12 protein-coding genes are annotated in these 18,489 nt (G+C 59.4%); 8 read left to right on the top strand and 4 right to left on the bottom strand.

What is annotated here, in order from left to right; translation table 11 throughout:
* Positions 1–227: 227 nt before the first annotated feature.
* The gene (locus tag CA85_RS03335) at positions 228–1,355 is read left to right on the top strand and encodes a thioredoxin family protein (protein ID WP_146389827.1); all 1,128 of its coding nucleotides are present in this window, start codon (positions 228–230) and stop codon (positions 1,353–1,355) included.
* A gap of 89 nt (positions 1,356–1,444) precedes the next feature.
* Here CA85_RS03335 and CA85_RS03330 read toward each other — a convergent pair whose 3' ends face one another.
* Both CA85_RS03330 and CA85_RS03325 read right to left on the bottom strand, forming a co-directional pair.
* A complete protein-coding gene (locus CA85_RS03330; protein WP_146389826.1) occupies positions 1,445–3,559 on the bottom strand; it encodes an ABC transporter permease subunit/CPBP intramembrane protease in 2,115 nt (704 codons plus the stop codon).
* Positions 3,556–4,311 carry an ATP-binding cassette domain-containing protein gene (locus tag CA85_RS03325; RefSeq protein WP_146389825.1) on the bottom strand — a complete coding sequence of 252 codons (756 nt, stop codon included), beginning with the start codon at positions 4,309–4,311 and terminating at the stop codon, positions 3,556–3,558. Before CA85_RS03325 ends, CA85_RS03330 begins: the two co-directional genes overlap by 4 nt.
* A 1,119-nt stretch (positions 4,312–5,430) precedes the next feature.
* On the opposite strand from CA85_RS03325, the gene CA85_RS03320 reads away from it, so the two are divergent.
* Both CA85_RS03320 and CA85_RS03315 read left to right on the top strand, forming a co-directional pair.
* On the top strand, positions 5,431–6,450 hold the full coding sequence (locus tag CA85_RS03320; RefSeq protein WP_146389824.1) for a transglutaminase-like domain-containing protein: 1,020 nt from the start codon (positions 5,431–5,433) through the stop codon (positions 6,448–6,450).
* A 163-nt stretch (positions 6,451–6,613) separates the two neighbouring features.
* Positions 6,614–8,665 (top strand): SH3 domain-containing protein, encoded by a 2,052-nt coding sequence (locus CA85_RS03315; protein WP_186774713.1) that lies wholly within the window; start codon positions 6,614–6,616, stop codon positions 8,663–8,665.
* Positions 8,666–9,475: 810 nt separating this feature from the next.
* Here the strand turns inward: CA85_RS03315 and CA85_RS03310 are convergent.
* The gene (locus tag CA85_RS03310; RefSeq protein WP_146389822.1) at positions 9,476–10,357 is read right to left on the bottom strand and encodes a hypothetical protein; all 882 of its coding nucleotides are present in this window, start codon (positions 10,355–10,357) and stop codon (positions 9,476–9,478) included.
* 425 nt (positions 10,358–10,782) lie between these two features.
* Here CA85_RS03310 and nusA point away from each other — a divergent pair, with 425 nt between their 5' ends.
* The 5 genes from nusA (at position 10,783) to CA85_RS03285 (ending at position 18,211) form a co-directional block, all read left to right on the top strand.
* Positions 10,783–12,297: a transcription termination factor NusA gene (gene nusA, locus CA85_RS03305; protein ID WP_146389821.1), complete on the top strand. Its 1,515-nt coding sequence runs from the start codon at positions 10,783–10,785 to the stop codon at positions 12,295–12,297.
* Between the two features lie 315 nt (positions 12,298–12,612).
* Positions 12,613–15,636: a translation initiation factor IF-2 gene (infB, locus tag CA85_RS03300; protein ID WP_146389820.1), complete on the top strand. Its 3,024-nt coding sequence runs from the start codon at positions 12,613–12,615 to the stop codon at positions 15,634–15,636.
* A gap of 188 nt (positions 15,637–15,824) precedes the next feature.
* On the top strand, positions 15,825–16,244 hold the full coding sequence (rbfA, locus tag CA85_RS03295) for a 30S ribosome-binding factor RbfA (protein WP_146389819.1): 420 nt from the start codon (positions 15,825–15,827) through the stop codon (positions 16,242–16,244).
* A gap of 35 nt (positions 16,245–16,279) precedes the next feature.
* A complete protein-coding gene (locus tag CA85_RS03290; RefSeq protein WP_146389818.1) occupies positions 16,280–17,446 on the top strand; it encodes a hypothetical protein in 1,167 nt (388 codons plus the stop codon).
* Positions 17,447–17,485: 39 nt separating this feature from the next.
* Positions 17,486–18,211 (top strand): YebC/PmpR family DNA-binding transcriptional regulator, encoded by a 726-nt coding sequence (locus tag CA85_RS03285; protein ID WP_146389817.1) that lies wholly within the window; start codon positions 17,486–17,488, stop codon positions 18,209–18,211.
* Between the two features lie 81 nt (positions 18,212–18,292).
* Here the strand turns inward: CA85_RS03285 and CA85_RS24705 are convergent, their stop codons facing one another.
* Positions 18,293–18,463: a hypothetical protein gene (locus tag CA85_RS24705; protein ID WP_186774712.1), complete on the bottom strand. Its 171-nt coding sequence runs from the start codon at positions 18,461–18,463 to the stop codon at positions 18,293–18,295.
* Between the last annotated feature and the right edge of the window lie 26 nt (positions 18,464–18,489).

Genomic DNA, 18,489 nt, shown 5'->3' with positions numbered 1-18,489 from the left:
GATCACGACTCTCCAATTCCGGATCCCCGAGCTAGCGATTGTCAGGTAGATGCACTGAAATAACCGACATCTTCTCCAATCCCCCAAGCCTGCCCTGGCGGTGAAATCGGAATATTCCGTAGGTTCGACTCAATCCTACCTATCGGAACAACCGATCTTAATGAAACAGCCCCCGCTTTTGCCTGGGGCCGAGCAATCCTGCAAACAGACAAGAAGGACTTTGTCCAATGCGACTGGCCTGGCTACAACGAACCAAGTTTCACCACATCGTCCGCGCGAGCGTTCTTCTCGCTAGCAGTTCGCTGTGCCTTCAACCGCTCCGGGCAGAAATTCCCTGGCGAGATCAGCTGACGACGGCTCACGCCGAAGCAAAAGCCCAGGGCAAGCCGCTGCTGTTGCACTTTTACACCGATAACTGTGTTTACTGCGACAAGCTCGAAGCGGGTGCCTTTCAATCAGCGGACGTCGAATCCGCGGTGGCGCAAGGGTTCGTTCCGGTGAAGGTTCACGCCAAAGAGTCCCCTGAACTGGTGAAAATGTTCAAGGTGACCAAGTTCCCGATGGACGTCGTGGTCACCTCGGCTGGCGAGACACTCATGCATTCGGTGAGTCCTCAGGACCCCAAGAAATACGTCTCGATGCTGGCCCATGCGAGCAGCAAAGTGCCTGCCGCGATGCCCGCGCAAGCCGCTCCCCAGCCGAAAACGCAGTTGGCGGCCGATCCAGCTGTCCAAGCGGAGCCTCCGAGCATGCCTGTTGATCAATCCGGCAATCTTCCTGTTGAGAATGCCGTTGCGGCAACCCCAGCGACCGATAACAACGCGGCCGCTGATCCTGGCATGGGCATCCCCGCTGAGGCGATGCCCGGCGGAGGAAAGGCCAGTCTCGCGTCGGCCCGACTGAATAACGAAATGCCCACCGACAGTGGCCAACAAGCCTCATTGGCTGCGGAAACCGATGCAGCCGACGGATCGCCGAAACTCGCGATGGAAGGCTTCTGTGCCGTCACGGTCATCGACGACGACCAGTGGATCGAAGGCAATCCCAAATTTGGCGTCGTGCACCTGGGTAACCTGTACTTGTTCAGCTCCGCTGAGAAGATGGATGTCTTCCTCGCCGACCCGATGCGATACACTCCCGTGCTCAACGAAATCGACGTGGTGCGGTTCTTCGAAGAACGTCGGATCGTCCCCGGCCAACGCCGCTTCGGTATGCGGGATCCGATCCATCAACGGATGTTCTTCTTCGCCGACGAGGCCTCGATGAACCACTTCTTCGATGAGTACGAACGCTATACCGACGCCGCGATTGAAGTCATGGACCGAGCCGTCGCCGACGCCAACCCGGCTCGATAGCAACTCGGCAGTCCTTCGATGAGGGATCGAAATATCCTGACAACGCCCCGCCCTCCGCGAACGCAAGTTTGCCGAGGGCGGCTTGCGTTTTACGCCTGCGAAAGATCGGCCATGGCTTCGGGACGCTCGGTCCGCGGGCAGAAGTGGATGATCGCGATTCCAATCAACAGACATCCGCCTGCGATCGCGATCCAAAGCGGTGGCAGATGGCGGTTGCCCTCTGTCTCGCTACCGAGAAATGCGAGTTGGTCGTGATAGCGAGCCACCAGTTCGAGCATGCCATTGTGCAGGAAGTGCATCAGCATGCCCGGCAGCACGCTGCCGCTGCGGTAAGCGATCCATCCCAAGGCGATCCCAAGCAATGTCGTTGGGATGAATCGTTCGATCAGCAGGGTGCTGCCGACGAACACGTGGAATAACCCGAACAGCACCGCCGTCGCCAGGATGGTGTGCCAGGGCCGCAGTACGGTGCGGAATGCGGAGAACAAATAGCCGCGAAAGCATAGCTCCTCAATCACAGCAGGCACAAACGCCATTGTCGTGACTAAGAGCACCGGCGAAATGGTCTTCCATTTCTCCAGCAACCCACGTGTTCGCTCGATTTGGTCTTCGTTCAGTAACGCCAACTTCCATTCATCTGCCAACACGAGAGCTTCGTAGGCAAACGCCCACGCCCCCAGCGACATGACAGCGGCTCCGAGATAGAAACCCACGTTTGCCCGTCGCAAACGGTAGGTGGAGGCAAACTCATGACGGCCCAACACGGTCGCGAGCAGTGGAATCAATCCGAAAGTCGCAATCAATGAGATCGCGTTGAGCGTTAACTGCCACGGCACGTTGATCTCACCGCCCTGTCGCCGGATCCACTGCATCAACGCATTCGAAACGACGAATGAAGCGGGCAGCAGCAGGGCGATCACCATCCCAGCTTCCCCGATGCTCGGGCGTGGGGTCGCGATCGTGGGCCGTCGAAAGAGAGAGCCGATCGATTGGTCGCTCGTGCGCGTCACCGCGTCACTGCCGAACAGTTTGGCAGCGATGGCCAACGCACCTGCGGCATAGAGCAGCGTGGATACCACGGCGACGCAGGCGCCGAGCGGGTGCACGTCACCCTCTAGAATCTCACGAGCCAACAAGACAATATTCAGTAGCGGTGCCACCGCGAGCGGTCCAGTCAACCCGACCCCCGGCATCAGTGACAAGATCGCGGGTGCCAGAGCCAACAGCATGATCGGAATCAAGTATGCCTGTGCCTCCTTGAACGAGCGGGCGAAACTCGTCAGCGACAGCAGCACGGCAGCAAAAAAGGCGCTAAAGAGCACCAGCAATAGGAAGATGTACCCCATCTCCTTCAGGCCCATGCCGCCGCCTTCGCCGACAAGCGTGGACATCAATCCCGTCAAAGACAGGGTTGCGAACATCGCACCGAGGTTCGCTACCGCGGTGAGCAACGCCACCGAGACCACAGCGATGTACTTCGCCAAGAGCAGCCACCAACGCGGGACCGGCGAGGCGATCAACGCTTCCATTGTGCCGCGTTCACGCTCCCCCGCGGTCAGGTCGATGGCGGGATAGACCGCGCCGGTGATGGTCATCAGCACCAACACCAACGGGATGATCGACGCCAGCACATTGCCACTTTGCGGTTCACCGATTTCCGTGGTGGTGACGTCGTAGGAAGTGAATTCAGGCACGATTCGTTTGAGAATCCCCTCGGCATCCTGCAGCTTCAACCAATGCAGACGTTCGATGAGAATACGCCGCGCCGACTCGCTCGCTTGATCGCCCGCAAAAGCGGTTATCCGTATCGACGATGGATCGCCTTCACTAATCGCCAAATGAGCGGCCGCATCGAGTTCATTGTCGAGCAACGCCTGATCCGCATTTCCCTCCGGCGCGATCACGACTTGGAACTCGGCGAGCTCACCGCCGCTGGCGGCGAGGATGGATTCGGGTGGATGACTGCGTGGATCATGCAGGAGTGATTGCAGCCAATTGCTCTCTTGTTCGGTGTCGACACCGATGACAAAGCCGTTGGTGCCGGGGCCAGCGGATGAGATCAAAAAGCGATTCATCGCCATGCTGAGCAGGGGATAGACCAGCAGCGGCATCATCACCAGCGTCAAGATGGTTCGGCGATCACGCAGCGTTTCACGAAGCTCTTTGCGGCTGAGCCGAGCCAATCGAGACCAGGACAGGTTCACGTAGGGATTTCGTTCGGGGGAGTGGACGGATTCATGAGATCGTCGAACATCTCGACGAGATGCTCGCGGCCAGAGACACCGCGGAGCTGAGTGAGGGTGCCCTCGTACTGCATTTTGCCGCGGTGTAGCAGCCCGAACCGATCACAGAGTCGCTCGGCTTCATCGAGTCGGTGGGTGCAGACGACGACCGCTTTGCCGACGTGCCGCAGGTGCGAAATGTATCGGAAAATGGTCTGAACCCCCACCACATCCAGGCCTCGGGTGGGTTCATCGAGCAGCATCACGGGCGGATCGTGAATCAGTCCGCGGACGAGCGTGACCCGCTGACGCTGACCCGTCGACAGCGTCCCGGCACGCCGGTCGAGCAATCCCTCGATATCCATCACCTCGGCTAGCACGTGCAGTCGCGCCGTCGCCTCGTCTGGACCAACGCCATACAGGTCGGCGAAGTACAGCAGCATCTCACGCACCGTGAGCCAGGGGTAAACCCCATCGCTGGCCGAGACAAACCCCAGCTTGGCTTTGGCGGCAAATGGGTCGACCGAGGTGGGGATCCCCGCAACCTCGGCATCGCCACTGTCAGGAGCGATCAGCCCCAATACCATCCGCAGCGTCGTCGTTTTACCGGCCCCGTTGGGGCCCAGTAATCCGAATACTTCTCCCGGTCCGACTTCGAAAGACAGTCCATCGACGGCGCAAACCGTCTCGCTCTCGCCCACAAATCGCTTCGTCAGGGCGTGAATTTGCAGCATAATGGGCGTGTTGGTGGTCGAGCGGAATCAGTAGCGAGATGAGCAAACACACCCTACGCAGCCTGAACGAAAATGGGTCGATAGTTGAAAGTCGACCGACGGCTCCGCCCGTCGCGAGGAGTAGCGGTGTGTTGGGGTGGTTGTGTTTAGCTCAGACGGGCGGAGCCGTCTGGCTACTTTTTCAGAACGGGACTGATTGATAGTCGACCGACGGCTCCGCCCGTCGCGAGGAGCAGCGGTGTGGTGAGGTGACTGTGTTGAGCTCAGACGAACGGAGCCGTCTGGCTACTTTTTTAGAACGGAAGTGATTGATAGTCGACCGACGGCTCCGCCCGTCGCGAGGAGTAGCGGTGGGCTGGGGTGATTGTGTTTAGCTCAGACGGACGGAGCCGTCTGGCTACTTTTTCAGAACGGGAATGGTTAATAGTCGACCGACGGCTCCGCCCGTCGCGAGGAGTAGGGGTGCGTTGGGGTGTTGTGTTTAGCTCAGACGGACGGAGCCGTCTGGCTACTTTTTCAGAACGGGAATGGTTGATAGTCGACCGACGGCTCCGCCCGTCGCGAGGAGCAGCGGTGGGCTGGGGTGATTGTGTTTAGCTCAGACGGACGGAGCCGTCTGGCTACTTTTTCAGAATGGGAATGGTTGATAGTCGACCGACGGCTCCGCCCGTCGCGAGGAGTAGGGGTGTGTTGAGGTGATTGTGTTTAGCTCAGACGGACGGAGCCGTCTGGCTGCTTTTTCAGAACGGGAATGGTTGATAGTCGACCGACGGCTCCGCCCGTCGCGAGGAACAGCGGTGGGTTGGGGTGGTTGTGTTGAGCTCAGACGGGCGGAGCCGTCTGGCTGCTTTTTCAGAATGGAAGTGATTGATAGTCGACCGACGGCTCCGTCCGTCGCGAGGAGCAGCGGTGTGTTGAGGTGGTTGTGTTGAGCTCAGACGGGCGGAGCCGTCTGGCTACTTTGGCAATCGGTATAGATTGTGCGATCCCTACCTTTGCTTGCTGGAAACGGGGCGATTCCTGGTGCGGCTCCGCCATCGCGACTACCCTCGGGGTATTGATTTCAGTAGCCAGCGTGCCTTGAGCTGGTGTCCGATACGAACCACCGGAGAATTCTTCATGAGTCATGCAGCATTATCCCGTCGCCAGTGGCTGGCCAGCTCGAGCCGGTGGCTGGCTGCGTCGAGCTGTTTGCTCGCCACCGCGAGTCAGCGTCGATCCGCGATGGCGGATCAGGCGGAGGAGCCGGATACGGCACCGACGTACAGCGACGCGGAAGCTTTCGATTGGCAGTTTGGGATGAAGCTGGAGACACCCGTGACGTTCACCAGAGGGCTGGGAACGTTCGCCGTCCCCATGGACTGGCCCGAGCAAGTCGTGACCATCGCCAGCCGTGACGTTTCAGGGCCAATCACGCACCTGCAGATGCGGGACCTGCAAGGTGGTGCTCGTCAAGCGGTCATCGGGATCAACCGGATGCGGGCGAACCAGTCGCTCAACGTGCTGCTGAATTTGAAAATCGAAAAACGAAACATCCTGGCACCTACCGAGACGGATTCGCTTGTGATCCCCCAGCGAGTTTCGCGAGAACTGCGGGGCTATCTGGGCAACAGCCCCATGATCGATGCGACCCATGGCAAGATCCGGCAACTCTCCCGCGAGCTCGATACCGAGGCGGCCGACGACACATCGGGCTGGCAAACCGTTCGCCGGATCTACGACCGCGTGCGTGAAGAGGTGGCCTATACCGAGGGGCCGATTCGAAATGCCTCCGATGCACTCGAGGATGGCAAAGGAGACTGCGAAGACATGACGAGTCTGTTCGTTGCTCTGTGCCGAAACGCAGATATCCCTGCGCGAATGGTCTGGATTCCCGGGCATTGTTACCCCGAGTTCTACCTCGAGGTTCTCGACGGCGGCCCGGAGTCCGGTCACTGGTATCCCTGCCAAGTTGCCGGTACGGAACAGTTTGGGGAGATGCAAGAGGACCGACCGATCCTGCAGAAAGGCGACCGCTTCAAAATCCCTGAACAGCGTCAGGTGGTCCGCTATGTCAGTGAGTACTTTCGCTGTGACCGGGTCGGCAGTCGCTCGCCGAGCGTAAGGTTTGTGAGCCAGCAAAAGCACGACGAGCAGTAGCCGGAGTCCCGCTCGCCGAGCCTCGGAGCCTCGGCAAATCAACGAAATGGCCTTGCATTTAGCGGTGAGGAATCGTTATCGCTCAATACGAGCAGCCGTCTATGCGATGGCTGCTGTCGTCACGTTGGCACCATTTCTTTCTCATTACAACGGAAGCCGCACGATGCGTCGGTCCCCGCTGTTCAGTTCCCCAAGTCGTCGCTCCCCTCTATTTTCCAGCGGAATGTGTCGCTGTGTGATGACGGCTGCGGCTGCCCTGCTCGTGTTCTATGGCTCGATAATGCCGACTGCTGCGCGAGCCGCTGAAGGCACCGAAACCTCTGCTGTTTCGGATCCCTACCTCGTCTTTGTGGCAGATGCTGCGGCTCACCTCCGCTGCGGCCCCGGTGGTGACTACTACCGCACCGATCCGCTGCGGCACGGTCAGGAACTCGAGGTGTACGTCGAATACGCTGACGGTTGGCTCGGCGTGCGCCCGACCGCCGACAGCTTTTGTTGGATTCCAGCTGACGCAACACGCCTGCTTGATGCAACGAAGTCGAAATCGTCCTCACGAAATGCCGATGCGATCGACGCTGAGATTATCGAAGACAAAACCAAGGCTTGGATTGGCACCAATCTCGGTCGCGCCCGCCGTTCGCGTTGGCAGGTCCAACTCGGTGAAGGAGAGACCGTGACCATCCTCGGGCGGAGTGAACGCGATGGCCCCGATGGTCCTCAGGCGTGGTACCGTATCGTGCCGCCCTCGGGCGAATTTCGCTGGATTCACCGTGATCAAGTCGTGACGACCGCCGAAGCATTGATCGCCAACATGCAGCCCTCCGCGGAGCAAACAGAGCAGACGATCGAGTTTTTGCCCGGCGGCCCGTCCCACGTGGCCCGCAATGACCCCGCTGAGCAACGAGCCGATGAGATCGCTAGCATCCGCCGGCTCGACGAAATCGAGAAGCATATCGAAGAACGCCAACGCAGCCGGTTCGATCGGCTCCGCCAAGACGAAGCAGGCACAGCCTTGGCAGGCGACCCCAACGCTCCCAATGGGCAGCCAAACGGGCACCCCGAGCATCACCAACTCAAGAGTTTTTCCGAGCGGGTAACCGATGGGCTGACCGCCTTGGTCAGTGGCCAGCAAGCTGAACTCAGTGAACTCGAGCCGTTGACTGGTCGATCGAGCCGCCGACCCAATGAGCTGGTTCCCATCGGCAGCGGGCTGGCGACGCCGGCCACCCCCACGGTCGCCTCAGGGCCCGCCGCAGTCCCTTCGCCGCCGGTCGCTGCGGCTCCCCATGCCGCACCCGCTCAACCGGTCGATGCGGGCCAGGGATCGCGCGTCCTGTCGGCCGAGCCGGGCCCGAATGCCAAGACGGTAGCGGCAACGGCGCACCCAGAATTCCGCTCGAGTGAATCTCAGGTTGCCATCCTGTCCGCACCCCGGATGGTCGCCAGTGCTGACGTCTCGCCCTTGGCAGCTCGCGGCTTTGCCGGGCAACCCCTGCAGCCAGCCAAGCTGCGGACGATCACCGCGGCGCAGCTCGAAGGCGTTCAGCAGTCCGTTGCCGCCGCCACGCCTGAATCGCTACCCACGATTATGTCAAACTTGATGGCGAGGGGAGCATCGGCCCCAGAAATTCGCATCGTCGCGGACGCTGCCCAGCGGTTCTCGATGAGCGACCTCGCCCAGCGTGCTCGAGAGTATGAATCGCTCGCCCGCCGCCGCGATGGGGACACGCTCGTAGCGACGACGTCGCTGCCCCACGCCCCCACCTTCGCAGCGGCGCCGAGGATTCCCAGTCCACCGGCTGCTCAGCCAGCGGTCGCATCGCTCGCCAGCCCGCCGAATAACTCGTTCGTGTCCCGGGCAGGCAGCAATCCGACCGTGGTCGGCCCGGCGTCGATCCTGCCCACATCGCACACCGTCGGTGCGTCGCCAGCCAGCAGTATCGGGCCTCCCTCAGCCATGCCGGCTGACAACACGCCTGCAACCGCTGAGCAATCCGGTGTCCTCGTCGAGGTTTACTCAGCCGACCCGGATCGACCGCCCTTTGCTATCACGGACCAGGGCGGCCGCACCGTGGCTTACGTCACGCCGGCTCCAGGTGTCGAAATCCGAAACCACTTGGGAAGCCGAGTCCGCGTGCAGGGCGAGACCGGATTCTTGCAAGGCCTCGATACACCCCACGTGCTCGCCACCCAAGCTGAACGTTTGATGCGTTAAGCAGCGGGGGCGTAATAAGTGGTTCATCCGACGGAAGCGTGCGCAGAGCACAGCGGAAGTTTTTTTGAGGCATGGCTCTCGTATCCAATGATCGTTCAAAAATGCGTCCCTGACGAACAAACGCGCGCCAGGGACCGACAACACCATTGGCGTACCGCTTTTGCAGGGAAACGCTGGCGACCGAGATATCCCTTGCCAGGCCCGCACCTCTGCAGAGATCGGCTACGTTTCTCCCGGCAGTGCCAGTCTAAAATTGATAATCACATCCCACAAATAAATCCTTCGATACGGGAGCCATGCCTTGAAAACCTCGGGCGCACGCTTCCGCCGGATGTGCCCAAGAAGTGACGTATTGGACGAAGCAACGAGCTGTTCCATACCCAGAAGTATCCCGTCAGGGATGAATAGAAAATTGCCGGTGGTTTGAGCGCAAGCGAACACCACCGAATACGTTGCGAAACGCAATGGCCAACCCCGAATGGGGTAGAAGATCGTTCATGGCGGGGGCTGTAACCCACTTCGGGGGCGACGTTCCACGACCAACGAACAGCGGTGGGTGGCGCTACGGCTATTCTCTAATATCTCTTCCGGGATGCTTGGATTGAGAGGACTCGTCGCCTCATCCACGACAGAAAAGCTTTCGCTCAATTCGCCACTTATTGATCACGCGTTGCTATGCGGTATGTCATGCCGGGCAATCCGCAATGGAGGCGGGATGATCGCTTCCATTGCTGGTCCCCAACCATGGAAACCTGTCAAACCAGCCGACAGGCGGCCCCCGGTTTCGCGGGTGGCTGACAGGAAGAGAGGCTAACCCGCGCGGCGATGATGATATGCGTGGAGGTCGATCGGCTCCGTGGGAAAGCTTATCGTGAACGGCTCCTCAGCTGCGCTCGATGTGGTCGACATGACCTGGTTGAGCGGGCTGGCATTTCGCACAACCCACACTGCCGTGGTCAGCATCATGGCGTATGCAAACACCTCAATACTCTCTTCGGCGAAAACCCACCGCAATCGCTCGAATGACTCCGCCAGCACGAAACAGGCAGCGAAGGGGAAAGCTGGCCAGATGAACGCGGGCGATAACCATAGTTTTCTGTCCTCCGAGTAGGCGATCCAGGCGTAGCCAGCACGCGCGAAGCAGGCCAAGCCGGCAACCGCAACGACCAAGTGCTTCCATTCGCGTGGTGCTGAAAAGACCACGCCTGTCATCGCGTCCATGCTGACTCGGTCGCCTCGAGTCAGCGAATGGAGCGAGGGGACCTCTCGAGCGGCCCCGGCCGCGGCCACGCACACCAACGCAATGGCGATCGTTCGCCAACGCGAGGCCGTCGCTCGTGTTGCGGCGGCCAACCCGACCGCCACGGTTGCCAGCAATATCAGTAACTGGACCATCTCCAAGGCGCCGTTCTCGCCAGTGAGCCATAAGCGGAAACTGCCTCCGGTGCTGCACCAACTGATTCCCCAAAGTCCGCCACAGCAGGCGACTGTCATCAAGACGGAATCCTGCACCACCGACGGGTAGGGCCACCATGAAGATTCGCCGCGCTGCCCGCCGCGGGATGCTTCCCCACGACCGCTGCGGAGTGTTGGTTGCGGAGGTGAACCTTTGTATTGATTCACGTCCATCTTCAACCAAGGCTGCGTGTCACCGAGAGACGCGATTGGTATCTTCCTGCGTTTTTGATTCATGCGAAATCGTCTCCCCCATCCCATCGGCTGGTGAGGGATTCACGATCAACGGGCTGGAAATTTATCATAATCTTAACATCGGCATCGGCTGGGTATAGCCATCAGCGATAACCCGAATCCCCCGTTGCATCGTCGACAACGAATCGGGAAAAGCGTGACGACCGGTTCGCCGGCAGCATTTTTGTGAACACATGTCCCCCTGATTCGCTCTCCTGATTCACTGAGTTTTGCCTTTTCGGTGACGGTGGCCAGCACGGTTTTGCTCGTCGCACGTGGATTGACACTGACGGGCACTTCCGATAGTCTCCAACGACACAGACTTCAGGCAAACGTTGTTGGCCCGGGCCCTAGTTGGTCCGGGCTAATTTTTTTGCCTGGACCGCTGAAATCTAATATTTTTATCCTCCTCTCCATCTCTCGTCGCTATGAACCCGCAAGACATTTTGCGTTACGTCGATTCGCTCCATCGAGAGAGAAATATCGATTCTGAGCTGTTGTTCCAGGCCATTGAGTCGGCTCTCCAGAGCGCCGCCAAACGGCAGTACGGCGAAGAATCGGATGTCGTCGTCTCGATCAATCGCGAAAATGGGAAGATCACGGCAGCCTTGGAAGGCGAGCCCCTCGGTGACGACCAGATCGGCCGTATCGGTGCCCAAACCGCGAAACAAGTCATTATCCAACGTGTTCGGGAGGCCGAACGCGATGCGTTGATGATCGAATACCGGGACCAGATCGGTGAGATCGTCAGCGGCATCATCGGTCGAGCCGATGGTGGCGTGGCAACGGTGAACCTGGGAAACGTTGAAGCGATCTTGCCCCGGAGCGAGCAGATCCCAGGCGAAAGCTTGCACGCCAACGAACGCGTGCGTGCGATCGTCTACGAAGTCCGCCCCCAGGGTGGCAACCGCGTCCGGGTTGTGCTCAGCCGCACACGGCCTCAATTCGTCCAACGGCTCTTCGAGCAGGAAATCCCCGAACTCAACGACGAAGTCATCGCGATCAAGTCGATTTCTCGGGAGCCTGGCTACCGCAGCAAGGTCGCCGTCAGCAGCGACGATAGCCAAGTCGATCCGATTTCGGTCTGCGTGGGCTACCGCGGCAGCCGGATCAAGGCCGTCCGCGAAGAACTCGCTGGCGAGCACATCGATGTCGTGCGTTACGATAGTGACCCCGAGGTTCTGATCCCCAACGCGTTGCAGCCGGCCGAAGTCGACCAGGTATTGCTCTGTGATATGATCGGTCGAGCGATCGTGTTGGTCAAAGAGGATCAGCTCTCTCTCGCCATCGGCCGTCGCGGGCAAAACGTGCGGCTGGCCAGTAAGTTGTGCGGGTGGGATATTGAGATCATGACCGCCAACGAGCTCGAAGACCAAATCGAGCGGGCTGTCGGTGGTTTTGGCCAGATCCCAGGGATTACCGAAGAAATTGCTCAAACTCTCGTTGAACAAGGCTATCTCTCCTATGACGACCTGTCGGTGATCGAGCCGGATCAGTTCGCCGAAATGGCGGGATTGACCGAGGAGCAAGTCGACGAGATCGTCGAGGTAGCCGAAGCGCGGGCGGAGGAAGCGGAGAAGGCAGCGGCCGATGAGCGTCGCGTCCGCCGCGAAACCGAGAAGCTGGATCGCGAGCGAGCCGAGATGGAAGCTCACATGCCTGCTTCGGAGAAAGGCGATCCCGAAACCCCCAAAGCAGAAGAACCTGCGGCAGAAGAGCCTGCAGTTGGGGAAGCCGAGGCTGGGGAGCCCGTCTCGGAAGATTCGGAGCCCGAGCCAGTCACTTCGCAAGCCGAAGTGGAGGAAGGTGTTTCCGCCCCCAGCGAAGACGCGGATGTTTCGGCAACCACGGGTGATTCCGAGCCCGTCACTGAGCCGGCTACTGCGGTGGGGGAACCCGACGCGGAGAGCTCCGCGGAGAAAGATTCTGGAGGAAACGCGTAAGAGCGACGTGGAGACCGTTTTCAAATTTCCGCGTTGTGCGTTATCCTATCCACAACAAGTTCGCGGCGCGACCGTGCCCGCGACCAAATATTCCATTTTTTACCGCTATGAAATTCCCCGGCCCCGTGAAAGTTGCGATCTTCGATGACCCCAGTTGCTGGCTCTTTGAGACCAGTCGATGGGCGAAGATTCCCAACCGTTAGCGAGGTCGATGGAGGTCTTTTTATGCGATTTTGAACAAAACACCATGGAGCCGATCAGTCCTGTGACGGGCGGGCGGACTCCATCTATCGAACTTGACAGGATTCCCACCCAGTGCCAGTACGCATTTACGCGCTTGCCAAAGAACTCAGCCTTGACAGTAAAGATCTCGTTGATCTGGTGAAGAAAGCCGGTATCACCGGCAAAGGCTCTGCGCTCGCAAGTCTCACCGACGACGAAGCCGAACAGGTGCGCAGCAGCATCTCCAGTGCGTCCAAGGCGGCAGCGAAGGCTTCACCATCCGCTCCCGCAGCAAAAGAGTCGCCCGCTCAGCCGGTCGCTCCTGTTCGAGACTTGGACCGCGGCAACACGCGGCGCCCGGCAGCAATTCAGGTAGGCCGACCACAGTCGCGTCAAAGTGCGCCCGCAGAGAAAAGCACGCCGACTGAGAAGACTGCTCCCGCGGAAACGACCGCGCCCAACGACGGCGGTGCCTCCAAGCGGCCTGCCCCGGTCCTGCGAAAGCCTGTTCTCAAGCCCGCCGAAGCCACGCCACCGCCGGCTGAACCGGAGGAACCCGCGTCGCCTAAGCCGGAGGTCCGGCTGCGTGATGTGGTGCCGGCCAAGGAAGAGAAGACGCCCGCTAGCTCAGAATCCAAGCCGCCGCCAGCGGCACCGGCCGCGAAGAAGTCCGATGCGACTTCGGACGCCGATGGTCCGCCGGCACCCCCGGCGGGTGATATGGCTAGTCGCATCGCCGACCGAATGGCGAGCAAGTCCGGTGGCCGAGTCGTGCCCAATCGCCCCGGCGAACCCGTTCGCCGCGAGGGGCTCTCCGGCGGTGGCAAGATGCGATCGCTCGATCGCGCCTCAGCCCGGGGCCCCGGGGCTGGCAAACCCGGCGATGCTTCGAAGGCTAAAAAGCGTGAGCCGCGGATCAAGGTGAACTTGGCCCAGTTGCCCAACGCGCCGGCTCCTAAGGCACCTGTGGCATCAGCAGGCCCTGCGCAGAAACCCGATATCAAGTTGACTCGCGATGTTATCGAAGGTCACAAACAGGGCATGAAAGCCCCGCTGGCTCGTCTGGAAAAAGACGATGCTGAGCGGAAACGCACCAAGAAGGAGAAAGACTCCGGTGTGACGGGCGATTTCGCTGGTCGTAAGAAGATTATCGAGGAAGACGACAAGCCGCGCGGCAAGAAGGGGCTCGCTGGAATGGCCAGCGCCCGCGCCGAACGCGGACGCGGTGGTGGTGGCCGGCGTATGATTGGGGCTGGCGATGACCGACCCTACACTCGCCGCAACCGGCCTCGCATCCGACGCAAAGGCACCAACACGGCCGCGCCGCGAAAAGAACGCGTCCAGCTGGAACTGCCCTGCACCGTGCGTAGCTTCTGCGAGGCCTCCGGCGTCGCGATGTCTGACGTGATGAAAACGCTCATGGGCATGGGCATGATGATCAACATCAACTCCGAAATGGATCTCGAAACCGCCGAGTTGATCGCGACCGAGTTGAACCTCGATATCGAACTGAAGGCCAGCGAATCGCTCGAAGATGAGCTGATCACTGGGCTTGAGGAACAGCAGGACGACGAGGAATCACTCGTCCCACGTGCTCCCATCGTGACCTTCCTCGGCCACGTCGACCACGGGAAAACCAGTCTGTTGGATTCCTTGATTGGGATCGACGTTGTCAAGGGCGAAGCCGGTGGGATCACCCAGCACATCCGTGCCTATCATATCGAGAAGGGCGAACGGGGCGTTACCTTTGTTGACACCCCGGGCCACGAAGCCTTTACCGAGATGCGTGCTCGCGGTGCCAATGTGACCGACATCGCTGTCTTGGTTGTCGCTGCAGACGATGGCATCATGCCGCAGACCGAAGAGGCGATCAGCCACGCCAAAGCAGCCGAGGTGCCGATCGTGGTCGCGCTCAACAAGATTGACTTGGCCGGCGTCGATGCCAACCGCGTCATGACCCAACTCACCGAGCACGGGCTCACCCCGAGTGAATGGGGAGGGGACGTCGAAGTCGTCAAGACCAGTGCGACGTCCGGTGAAGGCATGGACGAGCTACTCGAAACTCTGATGACCGTTGCTGAATTGCACGAGTACAGTGCGAATCCAGATCGCTCCGCTCTCGGAGTTTGCCTCGAGTCCGAGCAACACGGCGACAAGGGTGTTGTCGCGAAGCTCGTCATTCAGAACGGCACGCTCCGTGTCGGAGATATCATCGTGTGTGGCCCGGCTCACGGTCGGGTGCGGTCCCTGCACAATACCCTGACGAACAAACCGATCACCGAAGCAGGGCCGAGCGAACCGGTCAGTCTGACTGGGTTGGATACACCTCCCGGCGCTGGTGATCGATTCCACGTACTCAAAGACATCGCTCAAGCTCGTGAGATTGCCGGTAGCCGAGAAGATGAATCGAGCCGTCAATCTCTCTCCGGGATTACGACCAAGGTCTCGTTCGACTCGTTCCAAGATTTGCTCGCTGGCGGTAACCTCGCCGGAGAGGACCGGGCCAAGTTGAATTTGATCATCCGTGCCGATGCCCGTGGGTCGCTCGAAGCGATCGACAAAGAGCTCAGCAAGTTTGACCATCCCGAGGTGGAAATCCGAGTCCTCCAGCGGGCAGTCGGTGGGATCACCCTCGCCGATGCGACGTTGGCTAGCGCCTCGGATGCTGTCATCCTCGGTTTCAACGTGATCCCAGACGACAAGGCTCGTCAACTCGCCGATCAGCGTAATATCGAGATTCGTCGTTACAGCGTTATTTACAAGCTGACCGACGATATCCGGATGATGATCGAAGGCCGGCTCAAGCCCGAGGAGCGTGTCGTCGAGCTCGGCCGTGCACTCGTCAAGCAGGTCTTCTCGATCAGCCGTGTCGGCACGATCGCAGGTAGTTACGTGATGCAAGGATCGATCCAGCGTGGATGCCGAATTCGAGTCAGTCGCGATCAACGCGTGATCGGAGACTACCAGCTCGACACCCTGCGACGAATTAAAGAGGACGTCAAAGAAGTCCCACGTGGGATGGAGTGCGGTATTCGCTTGGCAGGGTTCAACGACATCAAGCAAGACGATGTTTTGGAAGCCTACCGGATCGAACAAGTCGCTCGCAAATTGGAGTGAGACCAGCTCCAGGTAGCCTGGGCAACGGATGTTGATCGATAGGCGCGGTGGACGAATCAATCAGTTCTCCACACGCTCCTAATCGGATGGATTCTGTGCCTCGTCCACCATTAGAAACGTAAGATTTCAAAGACCATTCGTCGCCCGGTCTTTTTCTCCGCCGCCGCCCTTTTGTCCCCCTCTCAAAATTGTCAACTCGTCGCCAACTCAAAGCCGCTGAAGCGATTCGCGAAGTGGTCGCTACCGCAGTTCTGACCGATATTCGCGACCCGCGGGTCCGCGACGTGACGGTCATTTCGGTCGACGTGTCGCCGGACATGCGCGAGGCGAAGGTTTCGGTGAGCGTGATGGGCGACGATTCCCAAAAAGAACTCTCCATTCGCGGATTACAGAACTCAGCTGGGTTTTTACAGAGTAAGATTGCCAATCGGCTCGATACGCGGTACACCCCTCGCCTCACTTTTGAGCTCAACCGAGGTCAAGAGAATGCGCTGGCGGTCCACGAAATCTTAGCCCGGTTGCAGGCAGAGAAGGAAGGCAATCCGGTTGCCGGGACGACCGATGCCCCCCCGCCCGAGAGTCCGGATCAGACCTCGGACGAACTCTGAACCCCCACCCTGAACACTCCCTCACTCTATTCTCTATGTCCGCATCGAATCGCACAAAACTCATCTCCAAGCTGCACACTGCTCTGAAGAAGCACTACAGCGTGCCGCCGGCCAGCCCTTCACGCCCGCTGTTGGAGCATGCGTTGTATGCCTGTCTGCTCGAAGATTGCCCCAGCGAACTGGCCGACGAAGGGCTGGCGAAACTGGAGCAGGACTATTTTGACTGGAACGAAGTTCGCGTGACGACGGTCTCCGAATTGGCAGGCGTGCTCTCCAATCTGCCCGACCCGAACAAAGCCGCCTCCCGCTTGAAGGCGAATCTGCAGGGGATCTTTGAAGAATTCTATTCCTTTGATCTCGATCATCTTAAAAAAGAGAATCTTGGCAAAGCTGTCGCGAAGTTTGAGAAACTTCCGTCGATGACACCCTTTGTGCTCAGCTATATCATCCAACATGGCTTGGGCGGGCACTCGATCCCAATCGATTATTCCGCCATGGTGATCATGCACGTCAGCGGAATCGCCAACCAGAACGAAGCGTCCGATGGGCGCGTGCCAGGCCTCGAACGAGCGGTCCCCAAGAGCAAAGGAATCGAGTTCGCCAGTCTCTTGCATCAACCTGCAGTGGCACTGTTAGTCGACCCCGACGACCAGTCAGCACGCAAACTCCTTGAAGCGGTCTCGAAAGGTAGTTCCGCTGAACTGGACGAGTGGCTCGTCAGCAAGAAGGCTGCCAAGAAACGCGTGGCCAAACGCAAGGCTGAAGAACGCGAGACCGCTAAAGCCGAAGCCGAGGCGGAGGCCGAAGCCGAAGCGATTGCCGCCGCTCCCACAGGTAAGAAAAAACCTATCCGCTCGGCAGCCAAAGCGACTTCGACGACCAATAAACCCAAAGCGAAGAAGAAACCGACCGCCGCCAAGGCGAGCGATCCTGCGGCAGCCAAGACCCCCGCCGCGAAAGCGGATACTACTCAGTCAAGCGATAAGAAGACGGCGGCGGCCAAAGCTACCACTCCCAAACCATCGACGAAGAAGAAGGCCAGCAAAAAACCAACAGCGGCGAAGCCGGCCGCCAGCTCCGAATCGACGACTAAAAAGAAAACAGCCGCAAAAGAAAAGACCACCACTGCGAAGAGCGATGCGAAATCCAGCAGCGGTAAGAAAACCACCAATCGCAAACTCACCAAACAAAAACCACGCTAGACCGTCGCGTTTGGCAACGACGCCGAAGGAATTACCATCATGGCAGGTCACTCCAAATGGGCCAATATCCAACACCGCAAAGGGCGCGTCGACGCAGCCCGCGGGAAGCAATGGAGCAAGCTGAGTAAAGCGATTATCGTAGCCGCCAAAACCGGTGGCGGTGACCCAGCCGCCAACATCCGCTTGCGCAAAGCAATCGATGATGCCAAGGCGGTCTCGATGCCCAAAGACAATATCGAAAGAGCCATCAAGCGGGGCACCGGCGAACTCGGTGGCGATGCCGTCGAAGAGGTGCTCTACGAGGGCTACGGCCCCGGCGGCGTGGCAGTGATGTGCTTGGCACTAACAGACAACCGCAATCGCACCGCCCCCGAACTGCGAACGATGTTCGGCAAACATGGTGGTGAACTCGGCAAGACCGGATGTGTGTCCTACCTGTTCGAACGCAAAGGCCTGTTCCTGTTTGCACCGGGCACCGACGAGGATCGCGTCACCGAGATTGCTCTGGAGAATGGGGCTGAAGACGTCGAGGCTGATGCTGACGGGCAGATTCAAGTTACCTGCCCTCCCGAGAACTATGACGCCTTGTCCGATGCATTCGACGCAGCAGAATTGGAAGCCGATGTGAGCGAGGTGACTCAGATCGCATCCACCAATGTCGACCTCGACTCGTCGGCATCCGGCCAAGTCATGTCGCTGCTCGAAGCCCTCGACGATCACGACGACATTCAGACCGTCAGTGCGAATGCTAATTTCTCCGAGTGATTCCCCTGACCATCCAGTGACATCAGGGGCTGCCGCAGCTCTCTGATTCGTGACCAGTCTGACTCTCGAAAGCGATCCGGCTCAGTTCCCTTCTGCCGGGATATCTTGGGCGGTGACTTTTGCCAGTTCGGCTTCGTACTCAGCAATCGCTTGCTGATCCACGTCGTCAGTCACGGTCCGGTTTTTCTCGTCGCCACAACCGGCGATCGAAGCGAAGAAGAGAAAAGCGGTAAGGTAGGAGCAAAGTTTCATCGAATGGGGCTCGTTCAAAAAAGGTT

The organism is Allorhodopirellula solitaria (assembly GCF_007859855.1).
GTDB lineage: Bacteria > Planctomycetota > Planctomycetia > Pirellulales > Pirellulaceae > Rhodopirellula > Rhodopirellula solitaria.
This window is presented reverse-complemented; position numbering and strand designations above follow the sequence as displayed.